We start from the raw sequence: 18,370 nt of genomic DNA, 5'->3' as shown, positions 1-18,370 counted from the left end.
CAGGTCACCCCGGGCCCGGGCGGTTCGCCGCCCGGGCCCGCACCACACCACCGGAGGCATCCATCGATGAGCCCCCGCCCCCCCGACGCGGCGGCCGGCGCGGCGCAGGCCGAGGCCGTCGCACGCACCGCCGACCGGGCTCTCGTGGCAGCGGCCCGGCACAGCGCCGGGCGCGGCGCCGCCGTCCTCGGATGCACCGTCAGCGCCTCCGCGGCGGCGCTCGCCGAACCCGCGGTCCTCGGCCACACCCTCGACCTGCTGCTCCGCGGCGCCCCGTCGGGCCCCGCCTGGACCCTGCTGTGCGCCGCGGTCATCGCGGCGGAAGTGGCGCTGGACGCGGCCGCCGCCCGGCTGACCGGCGAGATCGACGGCCGATCCACCGCCCGCCTGCGCAGGCTCGGGCTCGCCCGGCTGCTGCGGACGGCCCCGCACCACGCCGCCCGCCACGCACCCGGCGAAACCGCCGCGCGGCTGACCGCGCACGCCACCGAGGCCGGGAAGGTCCCGGCCGCCGTCGCGCACGCCGTCGCCGCACTGCTGCCGCCGCTCGGTGCGGTGACCGCCCTCTTCCTCATCGACCTGTGGACGGCACTCGCCTTCCTCGTCGGCGTTCCGTTCCTGGTGCTCCTGCTGCGGGCCTTCGCCCGCGACACCCACACCAGCATCGCCCGCTACCAGCAGGTCCAGCTCGCGACCGCCGGCCGCCTGACCGAGGCACTGGCCGGGGCGCGCACGATCGCCGCCGCGGGCACCGCGGAGCGCGAACGGGCCCGGATCCTCGCCCGGTTGCCCGAGCTGGGCGCCGAGGGCAGGCGGATGTGGCAGGTGTACGGCGGCACCACGGCCTGGTCCGCGGCCCTCATGCCGATGCTCCTGTACGCGGTCCTGGCCGTCGGCGGCATCCGCCTGTCGGCCGGGGCCATCGGCGTCGGACAACTCCTCGCCGCCGTACGGTACGCGGGCCTCGCGGCCGGCATCGGCGCCGTGACCGGCGGACTGGCGGCCGTGGTCCGCGGCCGGTCCGCGGCCCGGCGGACCGCCGCCCTCCTGGACCTGCCCGTACTCGGCCACGGCCGGGCGCAGCTGCCGGAAGGCGGCCCGGGCACGCTCGAACTGCGCGACGTCCGGGTCGTGCGCGGCGGAGCGACGGTCCTGCACGACATCAGCCTGGTGATCCCCGGAGGCACCACGGTGGCCGTGGTGGGCCGCTCGGGCGCCGGCAAAACGCTGTTCGCCGCCGTGGCAGGCCGGCTCACCGACCCCGACGAGGGCCGGGTGCTGCTGGACGGGGTGCCCCTGCCGGAGGTGACGGCCGAAGCACTGCGCCGCGAAGCCGGGTACGCCTTCGACCGGCCCGCGCTGTTCGGGGACACGGTCGGCGATGCGATCGCCTTCGGCGCGGGCCCGGACCCCGGCCCGGAAGCGGTGCGCGCCGCGGCCCGCGCCGCGGGAGCCGACCTGTTCGTACGACGCCTGCCCCACGCGTACGGCACGCGCCTGGCCGACGCCCCGATGTCCGGCGGGGAGGTCCAACGCCTCGGGCTGGCCCGGGCGTTCTGCCACGCGGGCCGGCTCCTCGTACTGGACGACGCCACCTCCAGCCTCGACACCGTCACGGCCCGCGAGGTGGAGCGGGCCCTCGCCCGCGAGATCCGGCCCGGCACCCGGATCGTGGTCGCGCACCGCCTCTCGTCCGCCGTCCGCGCAGACCTCGTCGTATGGCTGGAGGACGGGCGGGTACGGGGGAGCGGAACCCACGCCGAGCTGTGGCGACGCGCCCCCGCCTACCGGGCGGTGTTCGCCGCGGACACGGGCAAGGACACGGGCACGGGCACGGACACGGGCAGGGACACGGGCAGGGACGAGGACGCGGAGAACGGCACGGACCACGACACGGAGCGGGAGGCGGCCCGGTGACCGGGGGAGGGGCCCGGGGCCGGGTGGCCCCCGAGGGCCGGCGGTTCCTGCGCGGCCACACGAGGGCCCTCGGCCGGCTGGCCGGATGGTCGCTCCTGGAGTCCGCGCACACCTTCCTCGGCGGCTACGGAGTGGCCCGCGCCCTCGACGACGGCTTCCTCGCCGGCCGTACCGCCACCGGTCTCGGCTGGCTGGCCGCGGCCGGAGCCGGGGCACTGCTCGGCGGGTTCGCGCTGCGGGGTGTGTTCGCCGGGCTCGCGGACCTCGTGGAGCCGCTGCGGGACGGCCTGGTCCGGCGGGCGGTGCGGCAGGCGCTGAACCGGGCGGTCGCCGATCCGGCGGGCTCCGCCGACACGGGCGCCGTGTCCCGGCTGACCCAGCAGACGGAAATGGCCCGGGACTCCTTCGCCGGGCTGGTCCTGACGGTACGTTCGTTCGTGTTCACCACCGTGGGCGCCATCGCCGGCATGGCCGCCCTGGCGCCCGTGCTGCTGCTGGTCGTGCTGCCGCCCCTGCTGCTGGGCGTGGCCGCCTTCCTGGCCACGCTCCGCCCCCTGGCCTCCGTGCAGCGCAGGTCCCTGGACGCGGACGAGGCGCTGGCCGACCGGGTGGGGGCGCTGGCCGAGGGCCTGCGCGACATCGTCGCCTGCGGGGGACAGGCCGCCGCGGAAGCCCGCGTGGAGCCCCTGATCGCCACGCAGGAGCGGCTGGCGCGCACCCTCGCGGGGTGGGCTGCCCTGCGCACCCTGGCCCTGGGCACGGCGGGCCGGCTGCCGGTCATCGCACTCCTCGCCGCGACGCCGTGGCTGCTGGGCCGCGGCGTCACCGCCGGTACACTGGCAGGCGGCCTCACGTACCTGGTGCAGGCCCTGCTGCCCGCTCTCAACTCCCTGATGACCGCGCTGGGTTCGGCCGGAACCCGGCTGCTCGTGGTCCTCGAACGGTTCAGTGGTCCGGTGCCGCCGGACCGGGACGGCCACAGCCCCGCGAAGCCGAAGCCGGAGCTGAAGCCGAAGCCGGAGCCGCAGCCGCCCGGGGCGGCCGGCCCGCCGGCCGAGGCCGCGGCCGAGCTCCGGGGCGTCACCTTCGCGTACGGCCCCGGCGCGGCTCCCGTACTCGACGACCTCGACCTGGTGGTGCGCCCGGGGGAGCACCTCGCGGTGGTCGGACCGAGCGGAATCGGCAAGTCCACGCTCACCGCGCTGCTCGCCGGAATGCTGTCACCCGACGCGGGGGCGGTCCTCGTGGCCGGCGCGGCCGCCCGCCGGGAACCGGGGGCCACCGGACCGGACCCGCGGCGGACCCTGCTGCCGCAGCAGGCCTACGTGTTCACCGGCACCGTACGGGAGAACCTGACCCACCTCGCCGCGGCCCCGGGCGCCGCCGGGCCCGGGGACGCCCGGGTGCGGCGCGCCGTCCGCGCCCTCGGCCTGGACGACCTGGTGGCACGGCTCGGCGGCCTGGACGCCGAGGTGTCCCCCCGGCTGCTGTCCCGGGGCGAGAGCCAACAGCTCGCGCTCGCCGCCGCCTACCTCTCGCCCGCTCCGCTGCTGCTGCTCGACGAGGCCACCTGCCACCTGGACCCGGCTGCCGAGGAGCGTGCCGAACGGGCCCTCGCGGACCGTCCCGGCACCCTCGTCGTCGTGGCCCACCGCGTCTCGTCCGCCGCCCGTGCCGACCGGGTCCTCGTCCTCGACGGGACCCGCGCCGTCTGCGGAACACATGAAGAACTCCCCGCCAGGTCGCCCCTGTACCGCGATCTGGTGGGGAGGTGGAACCTGGCCCCGGACGAATGACACGACACGGCCCCCGTGCCCGTCCGCGGCGCCCTCGGATCAAACCCAGCCGGCCCGCCGGGAGATCCGGATCGCGTCGATGAGGTTGCGCGCGCCGGTCTTGCGCGTCGCCGCGGCCATGTAGTTGCGTACGGTCCCGCTCGCCAGGTGCAGCGTGCAGGCTATCTCGGCGATCGAATCGCCCTCCGCGGCCCGGGTCAGCACGCTGAGCTCCCGAGGGCTCAGCGGCACGGGGTCGGCCTCCATGAACGCGGAGGCCAGCGAGGCGTCGATGAACCGTTCCCCCGCGGCGACCTTCCGGACCGCCCGTACGAGCCGCCCCGGCGAGCCGTCCTTGTCGACGTAGCCGCGCGCCTCGGCCCGGAAGGCCCGGTGCAGCAGCCCGGGCGCGCCGGTCGAGGCGAGCACCAGAACGGGGGACGGGGGCGCGAGGACCTGGTGGTCCGCGCGCCCGTCGTCGGCGAGGACGGCAGTCGTCCCCGGACAGTCGAGGTCGACGACCGTCACGTCTGGTCGTAACGACTCGGCCTGGCGTGCCGCGGCCCGCCAGCCCGCCGAGGTGACCTCGAAGCGTCCTTCGGATCTCAGCAGGGCGGCGAGTGCCGACCTGACCAGGCTGACGCTGTGCAGGACGAGGACCTTCGTCATCGTGTGCGCTCCTCGGTAGACGGACCAACGGCACCACGGGTGCCCCCATACAGGGCCGATGGAACGTCACTGCGGGGGGCGTTCAGGGGCGTACGGGCAAGTTGGCCGAGATACCCACGGATTCTGCTTCCCTTCGGCGGGTAACACCCTTGAGTGGCCGGTTCCGTCCTGCCTGCCCGGCCAAAACCGCTGCCCGTCTCAGACCTCGCGCCACCGGGCCGTCGCCCAGGAGAACATCCCGAAGAGCATCAGCCCGACGGCGACAACGACCAGGAGCCACGGCCCGGCCACGGTGCCGGCGAACGCCCGCAGGGTGTCGTCGACGCCCTTCGCCTGCCCCGGGTCGTAGCGCACCGCGGCGTACACGACGAACCCGCCGGCCGCCCCGAACACGACGCCCCGGGCCAGGCCGCCGGTCACCCCGAGGAAGTCGACGGCCTTGCGCCCCCACGCGGGGACCCCTCCCATGGCGAGGTGCCTGCGGAAGCCGCGCCGCGCCGCCTGGACCGCGATGACCACGCCCGCGACGGCGATCCCGAGCCCTGCCGCACCCACCAGCCACTGGCCGGCGGGCAGGTCCAGCGCCCTGGCCGCCACGTCGCGCGACTGCTCGTCTCCGGAACGGCCCCCGCCGCCCGCCGCGAACGACAGGACGGAGAAGGCGACCACGGCGTAGAAGACCGTTCGACCCGCCGAGGCCAGCCGCTTCACGGGCCTGCCGCCGTCCGGCCCGGCCGCGCCGAACACCGCCTCCGACAGGCGCCACAGCACCATGCAGACGAGCCCGATACCGACGGCCCAGACGAGGACGCTCCCGAAGGGCCTTCCCACGAGCTCCCGGAGAGCGCCCTGGCGGTCAGCCTCCTCGCCCCCGGCGTCACCGAGGGCCACGCGCAGGGCCAGCATCCCCACCAGTGCGTACAGCACCCCGCGCGTCAGCAGACCGCAGCGGGCCGTGACCTCCCGGAGCCCACCGCCGCGGGACGCGGCCCGGACGCCCTTGCCCCTGCTCCTGCCCCCGCGTCTCATACCGGTCAGACCTCGCCCCGCCAGGCGCCCGTCTCCACTCCGCGCGACTCGATGAACCGCTTGAACCGCTTCAGATCGCCGGCCACCTGGCGCTTGACGAAGCCGAGCTTGTCGGCGGCCGTCTCGGCCAGGCCGTCGGGCACCCAGTTCATGTGGAGGACGACCTTGGTGGTGGTCGCGTCGATCGGCTGGAAGACGACGAGGCCGGCCTGGCGCGCCTCACCGTCCACCGTCATCCACGCGACGCGCCGGTCCGGGAGCTGCTCGGTGATCTGCGCGTCGAACTCACGCTGCACACCGTTCACGTTCGTCACCCAGTGGGTGAGCGTGTCCGTGCGCTGGTAGATGCGTTCGACCCCTTCCATGAAGACGGGGAAGTCCTCGAACTGGGTCCACTGGTTGTAGGCCGTGCGTACGGGCACGTTGACCTCGACATACTCCTCGACGTGTGACACGTGTACCCCTTCCGTATCGTCGGCGGCCCGGCACCGCGGGGTGCGGACCGCCGCCTCCAGACCTTTCAGGGCCCGGCTACCCGCCCCCGGGCGCGCCATGCGCCGGCCGCCGCGGGCCGAGGCCCTCCCGTTAGCGCTGCGTCATCGCGGGTACGCGCGCAGCGACCGGCGAGTACCGCCGGCAGAGGCCGATCGGGAAGGAACAACGGCATGCGACACGCAGGGGACATCATCGCCGAACTGACCGTCGACCACCGCGAGGTGGACGGGCTGTTCGACAGGATCGAGCACACCACCCCGGCGGGCGAACGGCAGAAGGCGGCCGAACAGCTGACCATCGAACTGGTCCGGCACTCGGTGGCGGAGGAGGAGCATCTCTACCCGGCGGTCCGGGACCATTTCCCGGACGGCGACCTCATCGCGGACAAGGAACTCGCCGACCACGCGCGCGTCGAGAAGCTGCTGAAGGACCTTGAGGGACTGGACGCGGCGGGACCGGAGTTCGACCAGCTGATCGCCGTACTGAAGGCGGAGGTCGCCGCCCACGTGCACGACGAGGAGCAGAACCTGTTCCCCCGGCTCCGCCAGGCGTGCTCACCGCAGGCCTTGCAGACCCTGGGCGACAGGGTGCGCCGGGCCAAGAGGTTCGCGCCGACCCGCCCCCACCCCGGCGCCCTCCCCTCACAGCCGCACCACCGGCTGGTGTCCGCCGGCACGGGACTGGTCGACCGCGCGCGGGACTTCCTCAGCGGGCGCGGCAGGTAAGCCTCCCGTAGCCGACAGCCGACAGCCGACAGCCGACAGCCGCCGCCGGTCCCGCCCCGCCTGAACGGGCGGGACCGGCGGCGTTCGCGTACGCCGCAGTCCGGCCGGCCACTGCCGCGCGGGAGGTCCCGTGTGTCGCCCCTCCTCGTCTGGGCATGCGCGGGGAAGTCCATGCCGCCTACACCCGCCGAGGAGACATGAACCACGCGCTTCGCTTGCTGACCGTCCTGGGAGGCTCGCTCCTCCTCACCGCCGCGGCCGGATGGGCCGCCGACCTGCTGCTGCGCCGAGCCGACGCCCGCCACCCGGAAACACCCCTGTGGAACTCGCTGCGCCGCTGCCGCCGGGCCCTGCAGATCGTGCTGTTCGCAGCCCTGCTCAGGGGAGCCCACCGGCAGACGGCGTGGCCGCCCCTCCAGGAGCACGAGGCCGCCGTCGGCCGGGCCCTGTCGCTCGCGCTGATCGGCGCCGGCGCCTGGCTGGTCGTGGGCGTGGCCTCGGCCGCCGTCGAGTCCGGCTACGCCCGCTACGCGGCCGGCACCCGCGACCCCGCCAGGCTGCGCAGGGTCCGTACCCAGGTCACCTTGATCACGCGGGTCGTGACCGTCGTCGTCGCCGTCGTCGCGGCCGCCGCGATGCTCCTCACCTTCCCGAGCTTCCGCGCGCTCGGCACGTCCGTGCTCGCCTCCGCCGGCATCATCGGAATCGTGGCCGGCGTCGCGGCCCAGTCCACCCTCGGAAACCTCTTCGCCGGATTCCAGATCGCCTTCGGCGACATGGTGCGCATCGGTGACACGGTCGTGGTCGCCGGCGAGTGGGGAGTGGTGGAGGACATCACCCTCACGTTCCTCGCCGTACGGACCTGGGACGAGCGCCGCATCACCATGCCCGTCTCGTACTTCACCACCCGCCCGTTCGAGAACTGGTCCCGCGGCGGCGTCCAGATGACCGGCACCGTCTTCCTCCACTGTGACCACCGCGCTCCCGTGGACCTCATACGCGACGAGGTGCACGAGATCCTGCGCCACTGCCCGGAGTGGGACGGCCGCGGCTGGGACGTCGCCGTCACCGAGACGACCCCCTCCACCATGGTCGTACGCGCGATCGTCACGGCCAAGGACGCCGACGACCTGTGGACGGTGCGCTGCGCCGTACGGGAACAGCTGATCGCCTGGCTCTCGGAGAAGCACCCGGACGCCCTGCCCCGCCTGGTCCTCGCGGACGAGCGCGAGGACCCGCCCCCTCACCCGTAGGCGACCGTCACCTCACGGAAGCCGAGGGAGCGGAGGAGCCCCTCCAGCATCGCCGTGGTGTTCTTCTCGGCGCGCTCCGCGAGACCGCTGTCGCGCGCGGCCTCGTTGATGTGCTGCGCGGCGAGCTTCTGCACGGCCTGCTCGCCGGCCGGGTTGTCGGAGAACAGATCGCCGATCCGGTCGAGCAGGCCCCGCTGCTTCGACACCGCGTACGAGCGGTTCGGGTCGAGGGCGGCCGTGCCGAGCACCGCGTGCGGCAGCCGGATCGACGCCGTGGTGCGGTCGCCGTTCACGGAGACGTTCCGCTCGGCCAGCCCGCCCAGGTCGACGTAACCGCCGACCGTGCCGGCCCCCACGTACAGGGTGCGCGTTCCGCGGATGGCGTCCGGCAGGAACGCCGCGTCCTTCTCCAGGTCCACGACCACCTGGAAGTTGCCGACGGCGGCCTCGTAACGGTCCATGTCCTGGATCGACTTGAGGAGGGCCGGGCCCGAGCGGTCCCGGGTCTCCTCGCCGAAGAGGCCGCCGAATCCCGGAACCAGGCCGAAACGCGCCACGAGCACGATCAGCACCACGACCACCACCAGAACGGCAGCGATCCGCCCCCACCACGGGCGCCGCGAGCCGCCCGGACGATCCGAAGAGGTATCCATACTCCGCGGATACCCCGCGAGCGCCCCGCCAGCCCGCGTGGCTCCTACCGGTGGCGGGCCAGGGTGCGGACGAGGACGAGGAGGGCGAAGGCGATGACGATCAGGTGGACCCAGGCAGGGCCGGACGCCGGGGTCAGGGCCAGGGAGGTGAGCGCATTCGATGTCATACCGCGCGCCTGCCCCCGACTCCCGGAATGACGCTCCCGTACGGGAACACGGAAACACGGGGCTTGCGGCCGGCCGGGTCAGCGGCCGGTGGGCCTGCCCGAGGTCAGTCGCGACGCCTCGATCTCGGCCCAGACGGCCTTGCCGTGTTCGTGGGTGTGGGTGCCCCAGCGGTCGGAGAGGCGCTGCACGATGTAGAGGCCGTGTCCGCCCGGGAGTCCGCGTTGCGGGGACGGGTGGCGGCGCGGCAGTGCCGTCGAACCGTCGAAGACCTCGATCCGCAGGACCTCACCGGCCGAGACCACGAGTTCGATGCAACCACCCGCGTGCAGTGACGCGTTGGTCAGCAGCTCGGACACGAGGAGCAGGGCGTCCTCGGAGGTCTCGGTGCCGGCCCAGCCCCAGTCCAGCAAGGCCTGGCGCGTGAAGTCGCGGCCCTTGGCGACGTGGCCGCGGACGCCGGCCAGGGCGAGGCGACGGCGCTGCACCACGGCTGGGGGCGGCCCGGCGTGCAGTGCATCGCCGGTTCCCGGTCCGATGGTTTCCACTGTGCTACCTCACCCCCACCATTGACACTGGTCTCTCCGCTCGCGGGGACCCTCGTGGCCCCGCTCGGCCTGCGCCCCGGTCCCTTCACGGATCGGGACACCCGAGCACGGCCGTGACAGTTTAGGGGACCCACCGGTCTCAGGAACATGTCATGTGCATCCTCAGGGTGAGGCCGCTGTCCGAGGCGCGGATCTCGACCAGGTCGCACAGCTGATGGATCATCCACAGGCCGCGGCCCCCGTCGACCGATGCCAGGGAGGGGCGGCGGCGCCCCGCCAGCGGGTCGGCCAGGTGGCCGCCGTCGCGGATCTCGGCGACCACACCGGCACCGGCGGTGCTCCACAGCCGCAGGGAGCCGCTCCCGCCGCCGTGGGCGAGGGAGTTGGCGGCGGCCTCGCTGACCGCGAGGATCAGATCGCCGCGCCGGGCCGTGCTCAGGGCCGTGCCGCGGGCCCAGGTCTCGGTGTACGCGCGTACCTCGCCCAGCTCCCCGGAGGCGTACGCGAACGGGGGCGCATCCCCGTCGGGCTCGGGCAGCGGGCCGTCGCAGTCGGCGCAGACCGCCGAGGCGTCGGCGTACTCCGGGCTGAGCAGGTTCTCGCCCTCCGTCATCAGGGTGGGATGGGTACGCCGGGCATCTGACACCACCGCGGCCGACAGGCCCACGACGTCGTACGGGCACAGGACGGTGGCGCGGCGCCCCGCGAAGGCGGTGTTGATGAGGGCTTCGTGGCGCGTGGCCTCCAGCACCTCGGCCTGCGAGCGGCCGGGCCAGATCGGCTCGCCCACGATGCGGGCCGCCCGGTCCGCGTGCCGGCCGGCGAAATCCTGCAGGGCGGCCAGGATGCGGCCGGGATTGTGGCCCAGCCGTGTCATGTCCGCCCAGGTGACCTCGGCCGCGGCGGCGTCGAGGCTCTCGCGCAGGACGTCCAGCCGCGGACCCGGTACGGCCACGAGCACCGGCTCGTCGGCCGCGAGGGCGGCCCGTACGAACCCGCCCACTCCCGCCACGTACTCCGCCCGGCCCCGGTAGAAGAAGGCGGGGTGGACGAAGTCCCCGGGTGCGGTGGACGCAGATACGTTCATCATGCTGCGACCTCCAGCGCGGCACATTCGTCCGGGAACATCTCCACTACCTTGCGGAGCGAGTATGGCGGGTGGTGGAGCACCAGACGGCGGCCCTGTCCCGTGACGGTGGCGTTCGCCCGCACCAGGGCGGCGACGGCGGCGGCATCGAGGAAGGCCACGCCGGAGAGGTCGAGGTGGACGACCGGGCCGGGGATCCGGATGACGACGCCGAGCGCCGCGGACAGGACGGGCCGGGTGTCGAGGTCGCAGCTGCCGCGCAGCAGGGCGCCGGGACGGTCGCGCAGCGGCCGGGCGGTGAGGGGCAGCCGCGTACCCGCCCCGGCGTTCGGGGCGTCCGCGCACCGTACGACGGCGTCCGCCCACGCCACGTCGTCGTACAGCGCCTGCGCGCCGACGGGCGGGAGGGACCCGTCGTTGCGGTGAGCCGGGGGCATGGCGCCGCCTACACCGAGAGCATTCCGGCGCGCAGCCGGGCCAGCGTCCGCGACAGCAGGCGCGAGACCTGCATCTGCGAGATGCCCAGTTCGGCGCCGATCTCGGCCTGCGTCTTCTCCTGGCCGAACCGCAACTGCAGGATCAGCCGGTCGCGTTCGTCCAGCTGATCCAGCAGGGGCGCGAGGGTGTGGAACTCCTCGAAGAGCTCCATGGCCGGGTCGACGTCACCGAGCCGGTCCGCCAGCGGGCGCGTCGTCCGGCTCGTCGAGGACGCGGGCTCGTCCCCGTCGGCGCCGGCGGTGTCCAGGGAGCCGCTGGTGTAGCCGTTCGCGGCGACCAGCCCGTCGATGACCTCCTCCTCGGTCAGATCGAGGTGCCGGGCGACCTCCTTGACCGTCGGGGCCCGGCCCAGGACGTCGGTCAGGGCCTCCTGGGCCTTGGCGAGCTCCGTACGCAGCTCCTGGAGGCGGCGCGGTACGTGCACGGCCCAGGTGGTGTCGCGGAAGTAGCGCTTGATCTCACCGGTGATGTACGGGAGGGCGAGCGTGGAGAACTCGACCTCGCGCTCGGGGTCGTAGCGGTCGATGGCCTTGATGAGACCGATGGTGCCCACCTGGATGATGTCGTCGATGTCCAGACCCCCGCCCAGCACCCGGGCGCGGAAGCGCCGCGCGGCGAACTGCACGAGGGAGAGGTTCATCTCGATCAGGGTGTTGCGGGCGTACTGGTACTCGCGCGTGCCCTCCTCCAGGCTGCGGAGCCTTCCGAAGAAGAGCCTCGACAGCTCGCGGGCGTCGCCGGGCGCCACCTCCCGGGGGTTGTGGACCTCGGGCAGCGCCACGTCCTGTGGTGGGGCTCCCACGGTCCTGTCGGCGGGCACAGAGGGCGTGATCTGCACGTCTGTTGCACGAATGGGGCCTACGGCGCTGGCCGAGCGAGACATGGTGGCCGTTCCCTCCCGATTGACTGACGGCTGCCAGGGCCGCTCATGCCCCGGCTTCGCGTTCTTACACGGCCCGCGCGAAATCCTTTTTCCGGAAGCCCGCCGGGGGCAGCCGTGCCGGCCACCGCGTGCGGTGTGCCGAGGTCCCGGCGCTTCCGTACGGACGAGGGGCAGGCATACTCCCTTGCGGAGGCCGTACACGTGACGATCCGGGGAGGCGGACATGACCGGAGCAGGGGACACGCACCACGAAGGCGTGGTCGGGGACGGCCACCCGGCCGGGGCCGGGTGGGTGGTGGCCGCGTACGGGGAGCTCGACCAGGACACGCTGGCCCCTCTGGAGGAGGCCCTCGCCGCCGCCGCGGACCGGCACGGGCTGGTGGTACTGGACGCGGCCCACGTCACCTTCGGCGACTCGTCGTTCCTGAACCTGCTGCTGCGGGTGCACCGGATGACAGGCCTGCGCATCGCCGCCCCCGGAGAGCAGCTCCGCCGCCTCTTCGCCCTGACGGGCGCCGATACGGTGCTGTCCCTGTACCCCAGCGTCGAAGACGCCGTCGGCGGGTCGTGACCGACACGGTCGTGCCATAGGGTCCTTCGGGTCGGCGTCAACCTTCGCCGACCGGTCGTGTGGCGAGGGGTAGACGGATGTCTGAGCGGACGAGCCCGGAGTCACCGAGCAGTTCGCCGGGGCCCGAGGGCGGGGGCGCGTACGGGATCGGCGAACCGGAGCTGCGCCTGCTGCTGGCCGGCCTGACGGCCGTACGGGACGGGGACTTCCGTACCCGGCTGCCCGATACGTCGGACGGACTGCTCGGCGAGATCGCCACGGTCTTCAACGGGATGGCCGACCAGCTGTCGCTGGTCACGTCGGAAGTCACGCGGGTGGCCCGCGAGGTGGGCACCGAGGGGACCCTGGGCGGCCAGGCCGACGTACCCGGAGTCGGCGGCGCCTGGCTGGATCTCACGGATTCGGTCAACTTCATGGCCGGAAACCTCACCGACCAGGTGCGCTCCATCGCCCAGGTCGCGACCGCCGTGGCCAAGGGCGACCTCTCCCAGAAGATCACCGTCACCGCGCGCGGGGAGATCCTGGAGCTGAAGGAGACCATCAACACGATGGTCGACCAGCTCTCCGCCTTCGCCGGGGAGGTCACGCGCGTGGCCCGCGAGGTCGGCACCGAGGGCCGGCTCGGCGGCCAGGCCGACGTCAAGGGCGTCTCCGGTACGTGGAAGGACCTCACGGAATCGGTCAACGTGATGGCCGACAACCTGACCGCACAGGTCCGTTCGATCGCCCAGGTCACCACCGCGGTGGCCCAGGGCGATCTGACACAGAAGATCCGGGTGGACGCGCGCGGGGAGATCCTGGAGCTGAAGGAGACCATCAACACGATGGTCGACCAGCTCTCCGCCTTCGCCGCCGAGGTCACGCGCGTGGCCCGCGAGGTGGGCAGCGAGGGCCGGCTCGGAGGCCAGGCCGAGGTGGAGGGCGTCTCCGGCACCTGGAAGCGACTGACGCAGAACGTCAACGGACTGGCCGGGAACCTCACCCGCCAGGTCCGGGCCATCGCCGAGGTCGCCAGCGCGGTCGCCGAGGGCGATCTGACCCGTTCGATCACCGTCGACGCCTCGGGCGAGGTCGCCGAACTCAAGGACAACATCAACTCGATGGTCGGCTCCCTGCGGGAGACCACCCGGGCCAACCAGGAACAGGACTGGCTCAAGTCCAACCTGGCCCGGATCTCCGGCCTGATGCAGGGCCACCGGGACCTTTCCGTCGTCGCCGCACTCGTCATGGACGAGCTGACACCGCTGGTCGCCGCCCAGTACGGCGCCTTCTACCTCGCCGAGGACCGCCCCGGCGGCGACACCGTGCTGACTCTGGTCGGCTCGTACGGCCGTCCCGCCGGCACCGGCGAGGCCACCGGCTTCGCCCTCGGCGAGTCCCTGGTCGGACAGGCCGCGCGCAGTCACCGGATCATCGCCACGGACCAGGTCCCCGGCGACTACGTCATCTCCTCGGGACTGGGCCGCGCCACCCCGGGCAGCCTGATCATCCTGCCGATCGCGGCGGACGAGCAGGTCCTCGGAGTGATCGAGCTCGCTTCCTTCACCGCCTTCACCCCCGTACACCGCGACTTCCTCGGCCAGTTGACGGAGACCATCGGCGTCAACGTCAACACGATCGTCGCCAACGCCCGCACCGACGAGCTCCTCGGGGAGTCCCAGCGGCTGACCGGCGAACTCCAGGCGCGTTCGGCGGAACTCCAGGTGCAGCAGGAGGAACTCCAGCGCTCCAACGCGGAGCTGGAGGAGAAGGCGGCCCTCCTCGCCAGCCAGAACCGCGACATCGAGGCCAAGAACCTGGAGATCGAACAGGCACGGCAGGAACTGGAGGACCGGGCCCAGCAGTTGTCCCTCGCCTCCAAGTACAAGTCCGAGTTCCTCGCCAACATGAGCCACGAGCTGCGCACACCGCTCAACAGCCTCCTCATCCTCGCCCAGCTGCTCGCCCAGAACCCCACCCGCAACCTCAGCCCGAAGCAGGTCGAGTACGCGGGCGTCATCCACTCGGCGGGGTCCGATCTGCTCCAGCTGATCAACGACATCCTCGACCTGTCGAAGGTCGAGGCCGGGAAGATGGACATCAACCCCGAGGCGGTGTCCCTGCCGCAGCTGCTGGAGTACGTCGACGCCACCTTCCGGCCCATGACCACGCAGAAGAGCCTCGACTTCACCGTCACCACCGCCCCCGACGCCCCGGACACCCTGCACACCGACGACTCGCGGCTGCGCCAGGTCCTGCGCAACCTGCTGTCCAACGCCGTCAAGTTCACCGAGCGCGGCGGCGTCGAGCTCCGGATCGAACAGGCGACCGCACCCGAGGTGCCCGCCGGGCTGCGCGGCCGCGGACCCGTGGTGGCCTTCCGGGTACGGGACACGGGCATCGGCATCCCCGAGCAGCAGCTGGCGTCCGTCTTCGGCGCCTTCCAGCAGGCCGACGGCACCACCAGCCGCAAGTACGGCGGCACCGGCCTCGGCCTCTCCATCAGCCGCGAGATCGCCCAGCTCCTCGGCGGCGCCGTCACCGCGGAGAGCACACCGGGCCAGGGCAGCACCTTCACCCTCTACCTGCCGGCCAGGGGGGCCGAGTACGAGAAGGACCCCCTCCCCGACGTTCCGGCGCCCGCCCTGCACGGCGCCGCCGCCGGATCCGGTGAACCGGGCCACGCGGGCACACCGGGCCTGCCCGGGCAGCGGCAGGCCCGCCGCCTCCTGGTGATCGAGGAACGCCAGGGCGGCCTGCTCTCCCTCGTCGCCGAGAGCGCCGACCGGGACTTCGCCCCCCGCCACCGGCCGGCCGGGGACCTCGGAGGCATCCAGGTCGTCGGCGTCACGAGCTCGCGGGAAGCCGCCGCCGCCCTCGCATCCGATGCCTTCCACTGCGTCGTCCTCGAACTCGACCTGCCCGACGGCGAGGCCCTGCGCTTCCTGGACGCCCTCGACGGAGACCCTGCGCTCTCCTCCCTCCCCGTGCTCGCCCACACCAACCCCCGTCTGGACACGGGCCAGGAGACGGCGCTGCGGGAACGGGCCGCGCCGCGCCGCCTCGAGCTGCTGTCCAGTCTGGACGAGCTCCGCGAACGCATCGTGCTGCACCTGTCCGCGGACCAGCCGGGGGACGTACTGCCCTTCGTCCACGCGGGAGCGGAGCGAGCGCAGACCCCCGCCCATGTGCTCGACGACGGCCTGGCCGGACGCACCGTCCTCGTCGTCGACGACGACGCGCGCAACCTGTACGCCCTCAGCGGCGTGCTCGAACTGCACGGAATCCGCGTGCTCCACGCGGAGGACGGGCGCAAGGGCATCGAGGCGCTCACCCGCAACGAGGGCGTCGACCTCATCCTGATGGACGTGATGATGCCCGAACTGGACGGGTACGCGGCCACCGCCGAGATCCGGCGGATGCCGGCATACGCCGGCCTTCCCATCATCGCGGTCACCGCCAAGGCGATGCCCGGCGACCGGGAGAAGAGCCTCGCCGCGGGGGCCAGCGACTACGTGACCAAGCCGGTCGACGCCGACGACCTCATCGCCCGCGTCCGGCACTGGCTCACGAAATGACCGCCCCAGCCGCCCCACCAGCACCAGCCGCCCCACCAGCCCCATCCGCCCGTGCAGCCACCCCACGGCCCGGCCACCACAACCGGGACCGTCCCAGCAAGGAGCCGGAAACACCGTGAGCACCCCCGACACACAGTGGCACGGCGATGCGCGGGCACCGGAAGCGGCCACCGAGGAGCCTTGCCGCAAGACGATCCCGCACCAGGCCCCGACCCCTCTCGGACGCCTCGTCGCCACCGTCGAACGCCTGCGCGGCGAGGTGCAGGCGGCGCACGCGACCGCGGACGGCAGGGCCCTGGTCGAACTGGCCAAGGGCATCCTGATCGGACAACTCAGCTGCACCCCCGCCGCGGCGGCACGGCAGCTGGACGAGCTGTCCCGCGAGACCGGGCTGTCCCCGCTCGACCTCGCCGCCGACATCGTCAACCAGGCCGCCCGCGACCACGTCAGCGAGGTCGCCGCCGAATTCGTCGAACGGACCGGCACGCTCGGCCCCGCCAAGCCGTCCACCAGGGTGGCGGTCCGGCTGCGCACCGCCGAGAGCGGGATGCTGGCCGCCGCCGACGACACCCAGGCGGTGGCCGAATCCCTCCTGACGAACGCCCTCAAACCCCTGGGAGCGACCGCCGTCGCCGTGTGGACCGCGGCGCCCGACGGCTCCCTGGCCCTCGCCGGGTACGCCGGATTCCCGCCCGGGGAAGCCGCGCGCTGGCGCCACGTCCCCCCGGGCGTCTCCACCGTCGCCCGCCTCGCCCTGCGCGAACGCCGCCTCGTCACCCTCGCCCGCCTGCAACGCGAAGGGCTGCCCTCGATCGCCCACCTGCACTGGCCCGACGGCGGACGGATGGCCGTACCGGCCGGGACGGGCGGCCGCATCCACGGCGTCCTCGAAATCTGCTGGCCCGGGCCCCTGGCGCCGCAACCCCCGCAGATCGAGCGCCAGGTCGAGGCCCTCGCCGAACTCTGCGCCCGCACCATGGACACCTCGGCCCCGGGCGATCCCGACCTCCCCGACGCGGTGCTCCCGGACGTCTCGGAGCTGACCGACCTCGCCGAAGGACTGCACGACCCCGCCGTCATCCTCACCCCCGTGCTCGATCCCGGGGGCCGGCTGACCGACTTCCGCATCCGCCACGCCAGCAGCCGCTTCGTCGACCCCGCCGGACGGCAGCGCGCCGACGTGAACGGCGCCCTGCTGCTGGAGGCCTATCCGATGGCCGCCGGCGAGAACGGGCTGTTCGACATCATCGAGCGCGTGCACGCGACCGGCGAACCCTTCAGGGCCGAACGCATGAGCCTGACCGCGCTCGTCGACCAGATCCCGCTGACCTCGGTCGCGGACATCAGCGTCAGCCGGCACGGCGCGGCCGTCCTGCTGATCTGGCGGATCGAGGACGAGACGGCACGCCTGGCCGACCTCCTCCAGCATGCCCAGCGCCTGGGCCGGATCGGCGGCTTCGAGGAGAACCTCGTCACCGGCGAGATCACCTGGAACGCCCAGCTGTACGCGCTGCACGGCTTGCCGGCCGGCGCCCCGCCCGTACCGCTGCGGGAACTGCCGAGCTACACCCACCCCGACGACTCCGCCGCCCTGGGCCGCTTCCTGCGGGCCGTGCTGAGCTACCGCCGCCCCGCATCCGTCGATCTCCGCCTGCGCAGGTCCGACGGGATCACCCGCCACATCCGCGTCGTCGCCGAACCCGTCCTCGACGCCGACCGGCGCCTGCACGCCGTCCGCGGCGCCTACCAGGACATCTCCGCCCAGCACTGGACCGAAGTCGCCCTGGCCGCGACCCGGGACCAACTCGCCCACACCGCCGCCGAGTCCGCCGAACGCAACCGCCTCACCCTCCAGCTCCAGCACGCCATCATGCCTCCCACCCCGCCGGCCGTCGAAGCCCCGGGCCTGCGCGTGGCCGTCCGCTACCGGCCCGCGGAGTCCGAGTCGCTCGTCGGCGGCGACTGGTACGACACCGTGGTCCTGCCCTCCGGGCTGATCATGCTCTCCGTGGGCGACGTCGCCGGACACGGCATCGAGGCCGCCACCGGCATGGTCGTCCTGCGCAACGCCCTGCGCGGTCTCGCCGTGACCGGAGCGGGCCCCGCCCAGCTGCTGTCCTGGCTCAACACGGTCACCCACCACCTGGCGAAACACGTGACGGCCACCGCCGTATGCGGGCTCTTCGACCCCCGTACCCGGGTGATGCGCTGGGCGCGCGCCGGGCACCTGCCGCCCGTACTCGTCCGCGGCGGCGAGCCCGAAGCCTTCCCGCTCATCGAGGGCCTCCTCCTCGGAGCCCTGCCGGACGTCACCTACATCGAACGGGAGGTCCAGCTGGAACCGGACGACACCCTGCTGATGTTCACGGACGGACTGGTGGAGCGGCGCGACTCCTCGGTGGAGGACTCCCTGGGCCACCTCGTGGGCGCGGCGGCCGCCGGGGTCGGCGACCTGGACGACCAGCTGGACCGCCTCCTCGCCGAGAGCCGCTCCGACACGGACGACGACACCTGCGTCATCGGAATCCAGGTCGGCTGACACCGC

16 protein-coding genes are annotated in these 18,370 nt (G+C 73.4%); 7 read left to right on the top strand and 9 right to left on the bottom strand.

Features of this window, described 5'->3' with window-relative positions; translation table 11 throughout:
* Positions 1-66: 66 nt before the first annotated feature.
* Entirely contained in the window at positions 67-1,917 is a 1,851-nt protein-coding gene (locus IF02_RS0129035) for an ABC transporter ATP-binding protein (protein WP_051696629.1), read from the top strand.
* Positions 1,914-3,713 (top strand): ATP-binding cassette domain-containing protein, encoded by a 1,800-nt coding sequence (locus tag IF02_RS0129030; RefSeq protein WP_037837321.1) that lies wholly within the window; start codon positions 1,914-1,916, stop codon positions 3,711-3,713. The genes IF02_RS0129035 and IF02_RS0129030 overlap by 4 nt, the downstream gene beginning before the upstream one ends.
* Positions 3,714-3,752: 39 nt before the next feature.
* Here IF02_RS0129030 and IF02_RS0129025 read toward each other — a convergent pair whose 3' ends face one another.
* From IF02_RS0129025 to IF02_RS0129015, 3 genes are all read right to left on the bottom strand, one after another.
* Complete coding sequence (locus tag IF02_RS0129025) at positions 3,753-4,361, bottom strand: response regulator transcription factor (protein ID WP_030162110.1); 609 nt, start codon at positions 4,359-4,361, stop codon at positions 3,753-3,755.
* Positions 4,362-4,559: 198 nt separating this feature from the next.
* The gene (locus IF02_RS0129020) at positions 4,560-5,390 is read right to left on the bottom strand and encodes a DUF1206 domain-containing protein (RefSeq protein WP_030162108.1); all 831 of its coding nucleotides are present in this window, start codon (positions 5,388-5,390) and stop codon (positions 4,560-4,562) included.
* Between the two features lie 5 nt (positions 5,391-5,395).
* Complete coding sequence (locus IF02_RS0129015; RefSeq protein WP_030162106.1) at positions 5,396-5,845, bottom strand: SRPBCC family protein; 450 nt, start codon at positions 5,843-5,845, stop codon at positions 5,396-5,398.
* A 210-nt stretch (positions 5,846-6,055) separates the two neighbouring features.
* Between IF02_RS0129015 and IF02_RS0129010 the strand changes: the two genes are divergently transcribed.
* On the top strand, positions 6,056-6,610 hold the full coding sequence (locus tag IF02_RS0129010) for a hemerythrin domain-containing protein (RefSeq protein WP_030162105.1): 555 nt from the start codon (positions 6,056-6,058) through the stop codon (positions 6,608-6,610).
* A 197-nt stretch (positions 6,611-6,807) separates the two neighbouring features.
* Complete coding sequence (locus IF02_RS0129005) at positions 6,808-7,863, top strand: mechanosensitive ion channel family protein (protein WP_030162104.1); 1,056 nt, start codon at positions 6,808-6,810, stop codon at positions 7,861-7,863.
* Here IF02_RS0129005 and IF02_RS0129000 read toward each other — a convergent pair.
* The 6 genes from IF02_RS0129000 to IF02_RS0128975 form a co-directional block, all read right to left on the bottom strand.
* Complete coding sequence (locus tag IF02_RS0129000) at positions 7,854-8,516, bottom strand: DUF4230 domain-containing protein (protein WP_030162103.1); 663 nt, start codon at positions 8,514-8,516, stop codon at positions 7,854-7,856. The two genes, IF02_RS0129005 and IF02_RS0129000, sit on opposite strands and share 10 nt — an antisense overlap.
* Before the next feature lie 44 nt (positions 8,517-8,560).
* Positions 8,561-8,683, bottom strand: a complete 123-nt coding sequence (locus IF02_RS36010; RefSeq protein ID WP_267880933.1) for a hypothetical protein — start codon at positions 8,681-8,683, stop codon at positions 8,561-8,563.
* 78 nt (positions 8,684-8,761) lie between these two features.
* Entirely contained in the window at positions 8,762-9,229 is a 468-nt protein-coding gene (locus tag IF02_RS0128990) for an ATP-binding protein (protein ID WP_324603793.1), read from the bottom strand.
* 139 nt (positions 9,230-9,368) lie between these two features.
* On the bottom strand, positions 9,369-10,319 hold the full coding sequence (locus tag IF02_RS0128985) for a sensor histidine kinase (RefSeq protein ID WP_078622404.1): 951 nt from the start codon (positions 10,317-10,319) through the stop codon (positions 9,369-9,371).
* Positions 10,316-10,753, bottom strand: coding sequence for an STAS domain-containing protein (locus tag IF02_RS0128980; protein WP_051696627.1), 438 nt, complete (start codon positions 10,751-10,753; stop codon positions 10,316-10,318). Before IF02_RS0128980 ends, IF02_RS0128985 begins: the two co-directional genes overlap by 4 nt.
* Positions 10,754-10,761: 8 nt before the next feature.
* Complete coding sequence (locus IF02_RS0128975) at positions 10,762-11,697, bottom strand: SigB/SigF/SigG family RNA polymerase sigma factor (protein WP_030162097.1); 936 nt, start codon at positions 11,695-11,697, stop codon at positions 10,762-10,764.
* Positions 11,698-11,920: 223 nt separating this feature from the next.
* On the opposite strand from IF02_RS0128975, the gene IF02_RS0128970 reads away from it, so the two are divergent.
* The 3 genes from IF02_RS0128970 to IF02_RS0128960 all read left to right on the top strand — a co-directional run bounded on the left by IF02_RS0128970 (position 11,921) and on the right by IF02_RS0128960 (position 18,364).
* Complete coding sequence (locus tag IF02_RS0128970) at positions 11,921-12,268, top strand: STAS domain-containing protein (RefSeq protein WP_030162095.1); 348 nt, start codon at positions 11,921-11,923, stop codon at positions 12,266-12,268.
* 77 nt (positions 12,269-12,345) lie between these two features.
* A complete protein-coding gene (locus tag IF02_RS0128965; RefSeq protein WP_030162093.1) occupies positions 12,346-15,825 on the top strand; it encodes a HAMP domain-containing protein in 3,480 nt (1,159 codons plus the stop codon).
* Between the two features lie 115 nt (positions 15,826-15,940).
* Positions 15,941-18,364: a SpoIIE family protein phosphatase gene (locus tag IF02_RS0128960; RefSeq protein WP_199809300.1), complete on the top strand. Its 2,424-nt coding sequence runs from the start codon at positions 15,941-15,943 to the stop codon at positions 18,362-18,364.
* The last annotated feature ends 6 nt before the right edge of the window (positions 18,365-18,370 follow it).

The sequence above is a fragment of the Streptomyces sp. NRRL S-244 genome, assembly GCF_000717915.1.
In the GTDB taxonomy this organism is placed as follows: domain Bacteria; phylum Actinomycetota; class Actinomycetes; order Streptomycetales; family Streptomycetaceae; genus Streptomyces.
This window is presented reverse-complemented; position numbering and strand designations above follow the sequence as displayed.

Bases quoted from the DNA above. Each gene is read 5' to 3' on its own strand.
- IF02_RS0128975 (WP_030162097.1), bottom strand. From the start codon at position 11,697: ATGTCTCGCTCGGCCAGCGCCGTAGGCCCCATTCGTGCAACAGACGTG.
- IF02_RS0128965 (WP_030162093.1), top strand. From the start codon at position 12,346: ATGTCTGAGCGGACGAGCCCGGAGTCACCGAGCAGTTCGCCGGGGCCC.
- IF02_RS0129025 (WP_030162110.1), bottom strand. From the start codon at position 4,361: ATGACGAAGGTCCTCGTCCTGCACAGCGTCAGCCTGGTCAGGTCGGCA.
- IF02_RS0129010 (WP_030162105.1), top strand. From the start codon at position 6,056: ATGCGACACGCAGGGGACATCATCGCCGAACTGACCGTCGACCACCGC.
- IF02_RS0128980 (WP_051696627.1), bottom strand. From the start codon at position 10,753: ATGCCCCCGGCTCACCGCAACGACGGGTCCCTCCCGCCCGTCGGCGCG.
- IF02_RS0128970 (WP_030162095.1), top strand. From the start codon at position 11,921: ATGACCGGAGCAGGGGACACGCACCACGAAGGCGTGGTCGGGGACGGC.
- IF02_RS0129020 (WP_030162108.1), bottom strand. From the start codon at position 5,390: ATGAGACGCGGGGGCAGGAGCAGGGGCAAGGGCGTCCGGGCCGCGTCC.
- IF02_RS36010 (WP_267880933.1), bottom strand. From the start codon at position 8,683: ATGACATCGAATGCGCTCACCTCCCTGGCCCTGACCCCGGCGTCCGGC.
- IF02_RS0129035 (WP_051696629.1), top strand. From the start codon at position 67: ATGAGCCCCCGCCCCCCCGACGCGGCGGCCGGCGCGGCGCAGGCCGAG.
- IF02_RS0128985 (WP_078622404.1), bottom strand. From the start codon at position 10,319: ATGATGAACGTATCTGCGTCCACCGCACCCGGGGACTTCGTCCACCCC.
- IF02_RS0129000 (WP_030162103.1), bottom strand. From the start codon at position 8,516: ATGGATACCTCTTCGGATCGTCCGGGCGGCTCGCGGCGCCCGTGGTGG.
- IF02_RS0129005 (WP_030162104.1), top strand. From the start codon at position 6,808: ATGAACCACGCGCTTCGCTTGCTGACCGTCCTGGGAGGCTCGCTCCTC.